The 14,300-nt window shown below is 52.9% G+C and carries 9 protein-coding genes; 2 read left to right on the top strand and 7 right to left on the bottom strand.

All coding sequences use genetic code 11. From position 1 onward, the window contains the following. Positions 1–248 precede the first annotated feature (248 nt). A complete protein-coding gene (gene mqo, locus ACS0RQ_RS08340) occupies positions 249–1,907 on the bottom strand; it encodes a malate dehydrogenase (quinone) (RefSeq protein ID WP_271850149.1) in 1,659 nt (552 codons plus the stop codon). A gap of 278 nt (positions 1,908–2,185) precedes the next feature. Here mqo and ACS0RQ_RS08335 point away from each other — a divergent pair, with 278 nt between their 5' ends. Next, entirely contained in the window at positions 2,186–3,421 is a 1,236-nt protein-coding gene (locus tag ACS0RQ_RS08335; RefSeq protein ID WP_271850148.1) for a SulP family inorganic anion transporter, read from the top strand. Here the strand turns inward: ACS0RQ_RS08335 and mgtE are convergent. The 6 genes from mgtE to ACS0RQ_RS08305 all read right to left on the bottom strand — a co-directional run bounded on the left by mgtE (position 3,384) and on the right by ACS0RQ_RS08305 (position 10,776). After that, a complete protein-coding gene (mgtE, locus tag ACS0RQ_RS08330) occupies positions 3,384–4,820 on the bottom strand; it encodes a magnesium transporter (RefSeq protein WP_071195666.1) in 1,437 nt (478 codons plus the stop codon). The two genes, ACS0RQ_RS08335 and mgtE, sit on opposite strands and share 38 nt — an antisense overlap. A 158-nt stretch (positions 4,821–4,978) precedes the next feature. Further along, positions 4,979–6,622, bottom strand: coding sequence for a multidrug ABC transporter permease/ATP-binding protein (locus tag ACS0RQ_RS08325; RefSeq protein ID WP_271850147.1), 1,644 nt, complete (start codon positions 6,620–6,622; stop codon positions 4,979–4,981). A 73-nt stretch (positions 6,623–6,695) separates the two neighbouring features. After that, entirely contained in the window at positions 6,696–7,346 is a 651-nt protein-coding gene (alkB, locus tag ACS0RQ_RS08320; protein WP_271850146.1) for a DNA oxidative demethylase AlkB, read from the bottom strand. Beyond that, on the bottom strand, positions 7,346–8,425 hold the full coding sequence (ada, locus tag ACS0RQ_RS08315) for a bifunctional DNA-binding transcriptional regulator/O6-methylguanine-DNA methyltransferase Ada (protein WP_271850145.1): 1,080 nt from the start codon (positions 8,423–8,425) through the stop codon (positions 7,346–7,348). Before ada ends, alkB begins: the two co-directional genes overlap by 1 nt. 72 nt (positions 8,426–8,497) lie before the next feature. Then, positions 8,498–9,541 carry an FAD:protein FMN transferase ApbE gene (gene apbE, locus ACS0RQ_RS08310; protein WP_271850144.1) on the bottom strand — a complete coding sequence of 348 codons (1,044 nt, stop codon included), beginning with the start codon at positions 9,539–9,541 and terminating at the stop codon, positions 8,498–8,500. Between the two features lie 113 nt (positions 9,542–9,654). Then, complete coding sequence (locus ACS0RQ_RS08305; protein ID WP_271850143.1) at positions 9,655–10,776, bottom strand: porin OmpC; 1,122 nt, start codon at positions 10,774–10,776, stop codon at positions 9,655–9,657. Between the two features lie 842 nt (positions 10,777–11,618). Here ACS0RQ_RS08305 and rcsD point away from each other — a divergent pair. Then, positions 11,619–14,288, top strand: a complete 2,670-nt coding sequence (gene rcsD, locus ACS0RQ_RS08300) for a phosphotransferase RcsD (protein ID WP_334632436.1) — start codon at positions 11,619–11,621, stop codon at positions 14,286–14,288. Positions 14,289–14,300: the final 12 nt, after the last annotated feature.

Below are 14,300 nucleotides of genomic sequence, written 5' to 3'. Positions count from 1 at the left end.
CTACCTATACAAAAAAGTAAATAAATCATGAGAGTGCTACAGAGGATAAATCGTCTCTAAGAGATCATTCACGACCCAACGCTCCCGAGCGCAACGTGCTACTGCAAAAGGCCGCCGTAAGACTGAGGACTGTTGCCGTGGCAATGAAGAGCGCACCAATGGACCTGTGAAAAACATCAATGGTAACGAAACAGATTTAAGTCGCCTGAACGTTGAGACAAAAAAACCTGCCGAAGCAGGTTTTTCGATTACAGCGCAATATCCGCCGCAGGTTCATTCTCCGCTGGCACAACATGCGAGGGTTTTCGTACCGGCGGCGTAGCATCCGCCAGCGGCGATTCGTCACATTTCAGCCCCAGCACGCGACTGGTGTAATGCAACTCTTCATCCGAGGCTTCAACATTGCCGTCAAGCTTCACACCGAGGAACGGAATGATCTCTTTGAGTTTCGCCTGCCACTCAGGAGAGGCGACTTTTTCCGGGAAGACCTTCTGCATCAGTTCCAGCATGATCGGTGCGGCGGTGGACGCGCCCGGCGATGCGCCCAACAGGGCAGCGATGGTACCCTCTTTATCGCTCACCACTTCGGTGCCAAGACGAAGTTCACCCAATTTCTTCGCATTGCGTTTGATGATCTGCACACGCTGCCCGGCCTGCCACAAACGCCAGTCCTCTTTTTTAGCCAGCGGATAGTACTCGCACAGGGCATCAAAGCGATCGTCGTCGTTTTGCAGCACCTGATTCATCAGGTATTTCACCAGGCTGAAATTGGTCATCCCGACGCTTAACATAGGCAGGAAGTTAGAACTGTTAGTTGAGCGCAGCAGATCCCACAGCGAGCCATTTTTCAAAAAGCGCGTTGAGAAGGTGGCGAACGGTCCAAACAGCAGCACGCGTTTGCCATCAATGATGCGCGTATCGATATGCGGTACCGACATCGGTGGCGCGCCCACCGTCGCCTGACCGTAGACCTTGGCCAGATGGCTATTCACCACGTCAGGGTTTTCGGAGACCAGGAACTGGCCGCCGACCGGGAAGCCCGCGTATTCCGCCGCTTCCGGGATACCGGATTCCTGCAACAGTTTCAGCGCGGCGCCACCGGCGCCAATAAAGATAAATTTGGCCTTGATGACCTGATCGACGCCGCTGTTTTTCAGACTGGCAATGGTCACATTCCAGGTGTTATCCGCATTGCGTTTGATGCTGCGGACTTCACTGCCCAGCTTCAGCGAGAAGTTGTCTTTGCGTTGTAAGGAATGAATAAGCTGACGGGTAATCTCGCCAAAATTCACATCGGTACCGATTTCCGTCCGGGTCGCCGCCACTTTCTGCTGCGGGTCACGCCCTTCCATAACCAACGGCGCCCACGCGCGGATCTGCTCGTGGTTTTCCGTATAGCGCATGCCACGGAATAACGTACTTTGCTGCAATGCTTTGTAGCGGGCACGCAGGAAGTTAACGTTGTCATCGCCCCACACCAGACTCATGTGCGGGACGGTATTAATGAATGAGCGCGGTTCGCTCAGCACACCGGTTTCCACCTGATGCGCCCAGAACTGACGAGAGATACGAAACGCTTCGTTAATCTCAATCGCCTTTTTGATGCTGATTGTTCCATCCTGGTTTTGCGGGGTGTAGTTCAGTTCCATCAAGGCGGCGTGCCCCGTACCGGCATTATTCCAGCCGTTGGAGCTCTCTTGCGCCAGCGCGTCCAGCCGTTCCACCATGGTGATCGACCAGTTGGGCTCCAGCTCCTGGAGGTAGGTTCCCAACGTGGCGCTCATGATCCCACCACCGATTAAAAGCACATCCGTTTCCTGCTCTTTCGATGCGTTAGCTTTTACTGCCGCGGAGACAGCATTAAGCCCGACAGCCATCGAAAACAGTCTGGCAGTCATTCTTTTCATAATGTTAATGCCTTACTTTTAGTGCTGCTTTATTAGCAGTTATCGCGGGTAACTTCGTTAGCGCATCTAACCTAGCACGGGGGAAAGAGGATTTAAATAATGTTTAAACATTAAATAGTCATTGCATAAATGTTATTAATAAGTTTAATAATTGCATTAAAAATAACCATGTTTACTGGCAACTTTTGCTAAGAAACAGTAGTATTCTCCGCTTTGTCAAACACATGACATCCCATCCATTTATTGATGCCTGTCGTTAATCACCCCTGCAAAAAGTTATGACTGAAAAATTATTCTCCTCGACGGGTCGGGTTAGCAATGTGCTGCGCTCCCCTCAATTGATGACGCGCGAAGCGCTGGCGGGTGTGATTACCGCGCTGGCGTTGATTCCGGAAGTGATCTCCTTCTCGGTGATCGCGGGCGTCGATCCCAAAGTCAGCCTGCTGGCCTCCGTGGTGCTGTGCATCAGCATGTCGTTGCTGGGCGGGCGTCCGGCGATGGTAACCGCAGCAGCCGGTTCTGTCGCGCTGGTGATTGGCCCGATGGTGCACCAACACGGTGTGGAATACATTCTGCCCGCCGTCGTGCTTGCAGGCGTCATACAAATTATCTTTGGCTTAACGCGAATGGCGCGTCTGATGCGCTTCGTGCCACAAGCAGTGATGACAGGCTTTGTGAATGCGCTGGGTATTTTGATTTTCTTCGCTCAGGTGCCCCATTTCTGGAGCCGCGAACCGCTGATCCTCGCGCTCTTCGTCCTGACAGTGCTGATTGTCCTGTGGTGGCCACGCTGGGTGAAAAGCGTGCCCGCACCGCTGGTGGCCATCATGGTGCTGACATTATTTACCGTCCTCACCGGACAAACGCTGCCCACCGTGGGCGACGAGGGTCCCATGCAAGGCGGCCTGCCTGGCTTCACCGAATGGCGAGTACCTTTTAACCTCGCCACCCTCGGCATTATCTGGCCCTGCGCGCTCAGTATCGCCTTTGTTGGCCTGCTGGAATCATTGTTGACCGCACGTCTGGTGGATGATTTAACCCATACGCCATCCAGCAAAAGCCGGGAAAGCGCCGGGCTGGGGATCGCCAATATTCTCGCGGGTTTTTACGGTGGTATCGCGGGTTGCGCGATGATTGGGCAGACCATCGTCAATGTGGAAATGGGCAAAGGACGCAGCCGCGTATCCACCATCGTGGCGGGGCTGGTGCTCTTATTGCTGGTGACGGCACTGAGCGAGGTAATGGCGGAAATCCCGATGGTGGTCCTGGCGGGCATTATGACCATTGTCGCCTGTAAAACCTTTAGCTGGCATAGCCTCTATCCGGCAACGCTGCAACGCGCGCCGATTGCCGAAACCGTGGTGATGATCGTCACCGTTGCGGCAACCATCAGTACCGGCAATCTGGCGATTGGCGTACTGGCAGGGATGATTGCGATGGCTCTCCTTCCTGCGCGTTTACATAACGCGCGTGGCGCTACAGCAGAAAAATCGTCGCCAGCCCAAGAAAAATAAAAAAGCCCCCGGTGTCGGTAATCGCCGTGATCATCACGCTCGAGCCAACCGCCGGGTCACGCCCGAAACGCACCATTGTCATCGGGATAAGCACGCCCATCAACGCCGCCATCAGCAAGTTGAGCACCATCGCCAGCGTCATTACGCCACCCAGCGCAGCATCATCATAGAGTAGCCAGGTAACGCCTCCCATGATCCCCCCCCACACCAGACCGTTCACCAACGCCACACCCATTTCACGCAAGACTAAAAAGCGAAAATTGCCCGGCTGAATGGTCTGCAATGCCAGGGCGCGAACAATCATTGTGATGGTCTGATTACCGGTGTTTCCGCCGATACCGGCAACAATAGGCATCAACGCGGCCAGCGCTACCAGTTGTGAAATGGTGTGTTCAAAACCGTCAATCACCCGTGAAGCAATAAATGCCGTGCACAGATTAATCGCCAGCCATGCCCAGCGGTTTTTCACCGCACGGGTCACCGGCGCAAAGACATCCTCTTCGGCACTCAGACCACCCATCTGACGCAAATCGTTGTCAGTCTCTTCGTAGACCACATCCACGATGTCGTCGATGGTGAGGCGGCCAATGAGTTTGCCGTCGGTATCGGTAACAGCCGCGCTAATTAAATCATCGCGTTCAAAGGTATGCGCCGCGTCTTGCGCCTGTTCATCAGGCGAAAAGGTGACCGGATCGTCATTCATCACCTCGCCTACCCGGCAGGCACTGCCTTTCAGTAAGATGGTTTGCAGCGCCAGCTCGCCAAGCAGTATGCCGTCACGTCCGGTGACGAAGAGTTTGTCGGTGTTTTCCGGCATCTTGCCCAGCCTGCGTAAATAGCGCTGTACGGTGGCCAGCGTCAAATTCGGACGCACGGTGATCACTTCAAACTCCATGATCGCCGCAACGCAGTCTTTGCCGTAGCGCATCACCTGGCGTACCCGGGCGCGATCGGTTGCCGGCAGTGTTGCCAGCAGACGCCCGGTCAGATTACGCGGCAGATGCTGCACCAGCCAGATTTGGTCGTCGATATCCAGCGTTTGTAATGCATCCAGCAACGCCTTATCACTCATTCCATCAATCAGGTCTTCCCAGACGTTTTCCGACGCTTCCAGCAAGACTTTGCCACGCTTGTCATCTTCTACCAGTCGCCACAGGGCAAGACGCCCGTCTATCGGCAACCCTTCGAGGGTATCGGCTAAATCCGGCGCCGGTAAATGCGCCACCAATGCGTTGACCTCAGCCATGTCACTGCTGAGCTTATCGGCGTCAAACTGTTCCGCAAGAGTTAACTCGCCAAGCAACGTTGCGGTGAGTGATTTTTCGGTGGTGAGAAGCCAGATTAAACGCGCACGTTCCTGATCGCGTAATCTGCTACTGCTTTTTTTGCTGACAGACATTAGACGTTCCCTGCGTAGTAACTCACCTTTATGAGATGAAGGCGTACAGGTCTAAGCATAGCGGCAGGTGATGTAAATATTAATAAGCCGTGCGTACAGATGGGTAAAAGAGAGATATGTTGCGGATTTTCCGGGCGTTTCCGCCCGAAAATTAACCATCAAGCCGTGCGGGCAACCGCATCGCGGGAGGCGAGCTCACGCTCCTCCCCGGTCAGTTCGTTCAATTGACCGTTACGCATTTCCAGCAAACGATCGGCATGGATAAAGTAATGATCATCGTGGCTGATGGCGAAAATGGTTTTCCCCATCGCCTGCATTAGCGGTAACAGCACCTGGTAGAACTCGCGGCGAAAGTGTGGATCCTGGTCGGCAGCCCACTCATCAAGCAGCAAAATATCGCGCTCTTCCGCCAGTGCCAGCAGTAGCGCGACTCGCTTTTTCTGCCCTTTCGACAGTTTCAGATCGAGGATTTTGCCATCCTTGAGCTCCAGCTTGTGCGCCATTTTCAGCTGTTGCAGCCAGTGGTCCACCAGCGCCGGATCTGCCTGTTGACCATCCGCGCCCAGCAGTTGATCAAACAGCCAGACATCGGTAAACACGGCGGAGAACAGCTTGCGATAATCCTCCGGCTTTTCCTTCGCCAGTGGCTTACCGTCCAGCAGAATTTCGCCAGAAACCGGTTCATACAATCCAGTTAACAACATCGCCAGCGTCGATTTACCGCTGCCATTACCGCCAATCAGGAAGATCAGTTCGCCGCGCCTTAGCGTCAGGTTAATCGGCCCCACGGAAAACGTTTTGTCCTGATAGGTAAAAGTAACATCGCGCAGTTCCAGCGTTTCCCAGTTCGGGTAAAGCTGCGGTCGCGGGAAGTCAGGCTGATACGGCGCCAGCGAGAACTGTTTAAGTTTATTGAACGCCACCTGCGCGCTCAATAGTGTCGGCAGCGCGCCAATGGCTGAGAGCAGAGGGGTGCGCAGGAACAAGAGTGTCAATGAGTAGGTCGCCGCGACATTGGTATCCGCCCAGCCCAGACTGTTTGCCATCCAGAACACCAGGCCAATCGCCCCCAACATCATGATGTTCGACCAGTTCACCGCGCTCAGGTGGAAAGTGTCAGCACGGATAATGTGGTGGCGATATTCGCGGGCATCCGGCAGATACAGATTGTTATAGATATGCCCGGCACGTTCGCGATTAAGGCTCAGCTCTTTGCGCCCTTCCAGTACGGTCTGAAAGTCGTTGTACAGTTTGTCTTCGGTTTCACGCAGCGTCGCCATATGTTTATAGACGCGGGAGACCAGAATAAATCCGCCCCAGATAGTCAGTGCCATCCACAGCGCGGTGATGACCAGCATTTTACCGGACAACCAGGCAAGATACGCCGAAGAGCCAATCGTCAGAATAATCCCCTGCACCAGTTCCGGCAGACGCACAAACGCAATGGTAATACTACGCACGTCGCTGGTCAGCCCGGCCAGCAGCGTGGCACTGCCAAGCTTTTCAATACGCTCAACAGAGGTGTCGAGTATGCGCTTGATAAACTCACCGCGCAGGCGATAGACAAAATGGTGGCCGAGGGTGGTTAATGCCAGTTGAGATCCCAGCGTCACCGCCATCAGCAACAGAAGTAAACCCAGGAACTCCGGCAACACGGCCAGCGACATATCCACCGTTTCAATCAGGCGGAGATTGATAAAGGCAATAAGCCCGATGCCCAGCGCGGCGCTAAGCAGCGTTAGTGCAATAACGGCGATAAAAGGCCAGCGGTACTGCCGCCAGACCAGCAGGAGAAGTTCCATCACAAAACCCGGTCAACCAAAACAGCCAGCAGTTTAAACGGCTGATTGTTTACATCAAGAATAATTCTTATTTTTATTCAATCTTTCTTGCCTGGCGAAAAGTGAGGTTAAAACGGCACTCTCCGGTCGCCGGATGATGCCCCGGTTTAAGCGGTAAAATGCCATGATAAAACAGTCGTGACGCCCCACCCAACACCACCACGTCACCGTGCTCAAGCATTAAACGTTGTATGGGATCATTGCGTTTAAGGCCACCAAACTGGAACACCGCCGGCAGGCCAAGCGAGACAGAGACGATAGGCGCACGTAAATCCGGTTCGTCTTTATCCTGATGCAACGAGAGTTTCGCACCGGGTACATAACGGTTAATCAGGCAGGCATCCGGTCTGAAATCCGCATAGCCTGCAGCCACCGCCGCATCATGGCAAAGCGTCGCAAAAGCATCCGGGATAGCAGGCCAGGGATTGCCCGTTTGTGGATCAATCCCGGAATAGAGATACCCTCTGGCGTCGGTCGTCCAGCCCACTTCGCCGCAGTTGGTCATCGCCACCGACATGGTGTAGCCGCCGGGCGTTATCATATGACGCAGCGGCGATACCTGCGTTACCGCCTCAATGCCCGCCAGTAAAGCCTGTGCTTTTGCCAGCGCAAAACGCCGCAGGACCACCGCGCCGGGGGCGAGAGGTTCTTGCCAGGGTTCTTCATCGGCAAATAAATCGAGCATTATGTCTCCTTCGATTCTGATTCCTGCCGCAGAAGGCGGGCTTTACGTGTCGCCCCCCAACGATAACCGGACAGCCCGCCATCGGAGCGAACCACCCGATGGCAGGGCACCACAATGGCAAGCTTATTCGCCGCACAGGCGCGGGCAACGGCACGCACCGCCCCCGGCTTACCAAGGGTGTTTGCCAGCGACTGATAACTGACGGTTTCCCCCACCGGGATGGCGCGCAGCGCGTTCCAGACCTGGAGCTGAAATGCCGTACCGCGCAAGTCCAGAGGCAGCGTAAAAGGTGACGCCGGATTATCAATGCGCCTCACGACCTGCTCAACCTGTTCAACAAACCTTTCATCTGCCTGCTCGCGTCGGGCGCCGGGGAAGATACTTCGCAATTCCTCCAGCAATGCGTCCTCGCTATCAGCCAGCAAAATGGCACAGATCCCGCGTTCACTTTGCGCCACCAGGCAATGCCCTAAAGAACAACGACTCAGGGCATAGCAGACATCCGTATCGTCACCGCCGCGCCGATACTGGCGCGCCGTCATTCCCAGCACGGCGTCAGCCTGCCGATAGTAGCTGCTGTTATCGGGAAACCCTGCCGCCAGCACCGCATCGGTGATCGTGGCGCTTTCATTAAGTGCGTTGCGCAGACGCTGCGCACGAAAAGCAAGCTGCCAGGCTTTCGGCGTCATGCCGGTTACGGACTTGAACAGCCGGTGGAAATGCCACGGGCTCATGGCGACGGCATCCGCCAGGGTTTCCAGGGTCACACTCCCCTCCTGTTCCAGCAAGCGACAGGCCTTTTCCACTTTTGCAATCCGTTGCTGCTGCGGGTCCGCTCTTTCAGGCTGACAGCGTTTGCAGGGGCGAAACCCGGCAGCCTGCGCGGTGTCGGCATCGGGGTAAAAACCGACATTCTCGCGCAGGGGACGGCGTGAACGGCAGGAGGGGCGGCAAAAAATGCCGGTGGTTCGTACCGCGAAGACAAATTGCCCGTCGTGGCTGGCATCACGCGCACAGACAGCCTGCCAGCATTGTTCATCGGTCAACGGTTGTTGATATAACGTCGTGGATGTTTTCATCTCAGGCTCCTCTTTCAAGCATAGCTTCACTGTGCCCGATAGCCCGGACGAAAAAACCCGCATTCTTGCTGTCTAATTTTTCTCGTTGAGCAGAAACGCAGAAAACTGTGGCGACATCCAGGTAGTAAACTTGTCACCTTCCCGCATGATCATATAGACCGCCAGCCCCTCTTTGCGCACGATATCCTGCGCTTTCGCCGTGCCAAGCACCATCAGGCCGGTATCCCAGGCATCAGCTTCCAGTGCAGTGGGGGCAATCACCGTCACCGAGACCAGATTATGCTCAATGGGACGGCCGGTCTGTGGGTCAATCACGTGGGAAATGCGTTTACCGTCCAGCTCATAGTAGTTGCGATAGCTGCCAGAAGTGCTGATGCCGTGGCCATTAATATCCACCACCGCCTGCACCGCATTTTCCTGGTCGGTCGGCTTTTGTATCGCTACACGCCAGGGTTGCCCCTGCCCGTTCATACCCCGACTGACCAGCGCTCCCCCCACCGACACCAGATAGCGCGAGATCCCTTCACGCTCCATCAGGCGCGCAAGATGATCGGCGGCATACCCTTCGCCAATGGTCGAGAGATCGACGAAAAGATCCGGTAGATCTTTTTGCAGATATTGCTGTTGCGACTCGTTAATGACCTTAAGATGTTGTAACCCGGTACGCGCTCGGGCCGCATCGATTTGCGCCTGATCCGGCACTTTGTTGGGCTGCTTGTCTGGTCCAAAGCCCCATAAATTTACCAGCGGTCCAACTGTGATATCCATTGCCCCCTGCGTGTGGGCTCCAACGCGTAATGCGGCGGTGACAATGTCTGCCATATCGGCGCTCACCGGCCACGGCGCCAGACTGGCAGAATGGTTAAAGCGCATTAGCGCCGAATCGGGTTTCCACGTTGATAGCGCTTGATCGTCGGCATCAAGCTGCGCCTGAATTTTCTGCGTCAGGCTTTTCGCTTTCTCCGGGCTTAACGCGATGGCGCTCACGCGCCAGAAGGTGCCCATCGTTTTGCCTTCAAGCACAGTGGGGGGTTCCACCTGGGAGGCGGGGTTATCGCATCCGTTTAATAATGCGAGCGCAAGCAGCAGGCCTGCACGCAGAAATGTCGTCGCCATCGTCTTTTCCCTATCCGTTTTGCGCCGCCAGAGTACACCAAATTTAACGAGGGTGAGACGGGGTTCAGCCATAAAAAAAGGGGCCAGAGGGCCCCTTTGTCGAGAATTGCTGCTTAGAACTGGTAAACCAGGCCCAGGGCAACAACGTTGTCGGTGCTGATACCAGCCTGACGAGTGAAGGTGTTGTCATCCAGCAGGTTGATTTTGTAATCAACATAGGTGGACATGTTTTTGTTGAAGTAGTAAGTCGCGCCAACATCAACATATTTCAGCAGATCCTGGTCGCCGAAATCGGTCGTACCGTTGGTAACGTCTTTACCTTTAGACTGCAGGTAAGCAACGGACGGACGCAGACCGAAGTCGAACTGGTACTGAGCAACCACTTCGAAGTTTTGCGCTTTGTTCGCAAAACCATAAACGGTGCTGCTGCTCTGAGAGTTACCGAAACGGGTTGCGTTGTAGGTCTGGGTGTACTGCGCCGCCAGATAGATGTTGTTGGCGTCATATTTCAGACCGCCGCTATAAACGTCTGCATTGTCGCCGCTACCATAAACGCCAGCCGCATTCTGGTCAGCAGTACGTTTAGAGGTAGACATTGCAGCGCCTGCGCTAAAGCCAGCACCCAGATCGTAGGTCAGAGACGCGCCGAAGCCGTCGCCGTTCTGTTTCAGGGTGCTACGACCTGTGCTGTTTTCACCGCTGATGCTGCCGTTTTTGCCCTGATACTGCAGAGCAAAGTTCAGGCCATCAACCAGACCGAAGAAGTCGGTATTACGGTAAGTTGCAACGCCGTTAGCACGGGATTGCATGAAGTTGTCAGCGCCGTAGGTATCCCCACCGAATTCCGGCAGGACGTCGGTCCAGGACGTTACGTCATAGATCACGCCGTAGTTACGACCATAGTCGAAAGAACCCGCATCACCGACACGCAGACCAGCAAATGCAAGACGAGTCCAGGCCTGATCGCTTGCACCTTCGGTGCTGTTCGCCTGTACGTTGTATTCCCACTGGCCGTAACCGGTAATCTGGTCGTTTACCTGGGTTTCGCCTTTGAAGCCGAAACGTACGTATGTCTGATCGCCATCAGCGCTTTTATCGTCGGAGAAATAATGCAGACCGTCGACTTTACCGTACAAATCTAATTTGTTGCCGTTTTTATTATAAATTTCCGCTGCATTCGCTGCGCCTGCTACCAGCAGTGCTGGTACCAGGAGGGACAGTACTTTAACTTTCATGTTATTAACCCTCGGTTATATGCGTTTTTATAGCCACTGCTCACTGATCAATCCTATTAATCAGCCTGCAAGTTCATTCTCCTTAAAAATACAGAATAATCCAATAAGAATATGATACGAAAACTTTGAAGATGTTTCATATTGCATTATAGATGTTTCAATTTGTAAATTCAGGGGAACTTTTTTTAGCACAAATAGCTAAACAATAAAGCACAAATAATCAAAATATAATTTAAGAGCTAATAAAAACAACAAGTTACATGATTTTCATTTTTTTAGCACTGATTGCAAAACCAATTTATAAATTCGGCACTAATATAATCCTCGCTATCATCATTAACTTTATTTATTACCGTCATTCGATTCTGAATGTCTGTTTACCCCTATTAGGACCGAATGCCTGGCATTCGGTTTTTTTTTACCTTTCTTTACGTAAGAGAATTCATTTTGTGCTACCTGAAAGAATTTTTAATGACTATTAATTAAACAATATTCATGCCAGGTACAGTTCAAAAAGATAATTCATTTCTTATTTTCTTGTTATTTAGTGCGATTTTTACCAGCGAAGCGGTAAATATTTGTACAGAATCGCATGAATTGTACATTTTTTAGCATCTGGTTTAGGCGAGCTTTTTTCGTCCGTCTGCAAGACATTTGCCCGAACGAGAGTCTGGAAATTCATTCATTACCCGATATACTGCCTGCTGTACACAGCTCTGCAACATCACGCCGGCAAGACCGCCGTCATTGCTGGCAGGTTCTTACGGCATGGCAGCAACATTGTATCAACGCGGATACTGAGTAGTAGTCTGCAGTGTTGTCATTACGGGTTACACACACGAATGAGTCGATCGGACACCATGACCCCAGGAAAATTTTCTCTGATACCGGGCAACATCACCCGTTTCTTTCTTCTATTGATCATTGTCCTGCTGGTCACGTTGGGCGTAATGATACAAAGCGCCGTTAATGCCTGGCTAAAAGATAAAAGTTATCAGGTTGTCGATATCACTCACGCAATGCACAAGCGCATTGATACCTGGCGCTACGCTACCTGGCAAATCTACGACAACATCGCGGCAGCAAACTCTGGCAGTTCAAGCGATGGCTTACAGGAAACCCGTCTGAAACAGGACGTTTACTACCTGGAGAAGCCACGACGTAAAACAGAAGCGCTGATCTTCGGCTCCCATGACAGTTCGACGCTGGAAATGACGCAGCGAATCTCCACCTATCTGGATACCCTGTGGGGCGCGGAGACCGTTCCCTGGTCGATGTACTACCTCAATGGTCAGGACAACAGCATGATCCTGATCTCTACCCTGCCATTGAAAGATCTCTCCTCCGGGTTTAAAGAGTCCACAATTGGCAGCATCGTCGATTCACGCCGCGCGGAGATGTTGCAACAAGCAAACGCGCTGGACGAACGCGAGAGCTTCTCCGCACTGCGTCGCCTTTCCTGGCAGAATGGCCACTATTTCACCCTGCGCACCACGTTTAATCAGCCCGGTCATCTGGCGACGGTTGTGGCATTTGACCTGCCGATTAACGACCTAATCCCACCGGATATGTCGTTGGACAGCTTCCGTCTCGATACGGATAACGAGCAAAATAATCTGCGTTCCACCGATAAAGAGAGCACAGACAGCGTCACCATCAATTTCAATAGCTCGAAAATCGAGATTGCCTCTTCGCTCAACTCCACCGGCCTGCGCCTGGTCTGGCAGGTGCCGTTTGGTACGCTGCTGCTGGAGACCTTGCAAAATATTCTGTTGCCGCTGTTGTTGAACATTGGTCTGCTGGCGCTGGCGCTGTTTGGCTATACCACGTTCCGCCATCAGCCGGGCCGTCAGAGCGACGGACTGGCCCCTGCGGGAAACAGTAACGAGCTGCGCGTTATGCGCGCCTTTAATGAAGAGATTGTCTCTCTGTTGCCGTTAGGGTTGCTGGTACATGACCAGGAAGCCAACCGCACCGTGTTGAGCAATAAAATCGCCGATCATTTGCTGCCACATCTCAACTTGCAAAATATCACCTCTATGGCCGATCAGCATCAGGGGGTGATTCAGGCCACTATCAATAACGAATTGTATGAAATTCGCCAGTTCCGCAGCCAGGTGGCGTCGCGCACGCAAATTTTCATCATCCGCGATCAGGACAGAGAAGTACTGGTGAATAAAAAGCTCAAACAGGCGCAGCGCCTGTATGAGAAAAATCAGCAAGGTCGCGCAGCGTTTATGCAAAACATTGCCGAAGCACTCAAGCAGCCTGTCAAAGCCCTGGCTGGCGAAGCCGCTGCGTTGAGCGATAAGGAGGGCAACCAGCTTGCTGATCATGCCGAAGCGCTGGCGAGACTGGTGGATGAGATCCAACTGGCCAATATGCTGGAAAACGACACATGGAAAGGACAATCCACGCTGTTTTCCATTCAGGATTTAATTGATGAAGTGGTGCCGCAGGTACTGCCTGTGATTAAGCGCAAGGGACTACAACTGCTCATCAATAACCATCTTCATGCTAAAGAAGAGCGCCACGGCGACCGTGATGCCCTGCTACGTATTTTGCTACTGTTGATCCAGTACGCCGTGACGACAACGCAGATTGGCAAAATCACTCTTGAAGTGAGCATGGACGAATCCGCAGAAGATCGTCTGACCTTCCGTATCCTGGACACCGGCAATGGCGTAAGTAATAGCGAGATCGACAACCTGCACTTCCCGTTCCTCAATACCACTCAGGGCGATCAGTATGGTAAAGCCAATGCCCTCACCTTCTGGCTATGCGATCAACTGGCCAGAAAACTCGGTGGTCACTTAAATATTAAAGCACGGGAGGAGCTCGGTACCCGTTATTCACTGCACGTGAAAATGGCAGTGCGCGCTCAACATGAGGAAGCCGAGGAGAAATTACTGGACGATGTGGTCGCCATGATTGATATCACCTCCAGCGAAATCCGCAATATTGTGGTTCGACAGCTCGAAAACTGGGGAGCAAGCTGTATCTCTCCGGATGAAAGGCTGTTAAGTCAAGAATATGACCTGTTTTTAACGGATAATCCGTCTAATCTTACATCCTCGGGCTTGCTTTTAAGCGATGATGAGGTCGGCGTGCGGAAAATTGGCCCCGGACAATTGCGCGTCAACTTTAATATGAGCAATGCAATGCAGGAAGCAATATTGCAGCTTATAGAAGAGCAACTGGCACAGGAAGACGTGATGGAGTCGCCTTTGGGGGGCGATGAAAATGCGGAGCTCCATGCCAGCGGTTATTATGCGCTGTTTGTCGACACAGTACCGGATGATGTTAAGAGGTTGTATACTGAATCGGCGACAAGCGATTTCGCTGCACTGGCTCAGACAGCACACCGCCTGAAAGGGGTGTTTGCCATGCTTAATCTGGTTCCTGGTAAGCAGTTATGTGAAACGCTGGAGCATTTAATTCGTGAGAAGGATGTTCCAGGCATAGAAAATTACATCAGCGACATTGACGCTTACGTCAAGAGCTTGCTGTAGCAAGGTAGCCCA

Origin of the sequence: Phytobacter diazotrophicus (genome assembly GCF_052061655.1) — a bacterium.
GTDB classification, from domain to species: Bacteria; Pseudomonadota; Gammaproteobacteria; order Enterobacterales; family Enterobacteriaceae; genus Phytobacter; species Phytobacter diazotrophicus.
The sequence above is the reverse complement of the archived record's forward strand: the minus strand, read 5'-3'. Positions and strand labels throughout refer to the sequence as shown.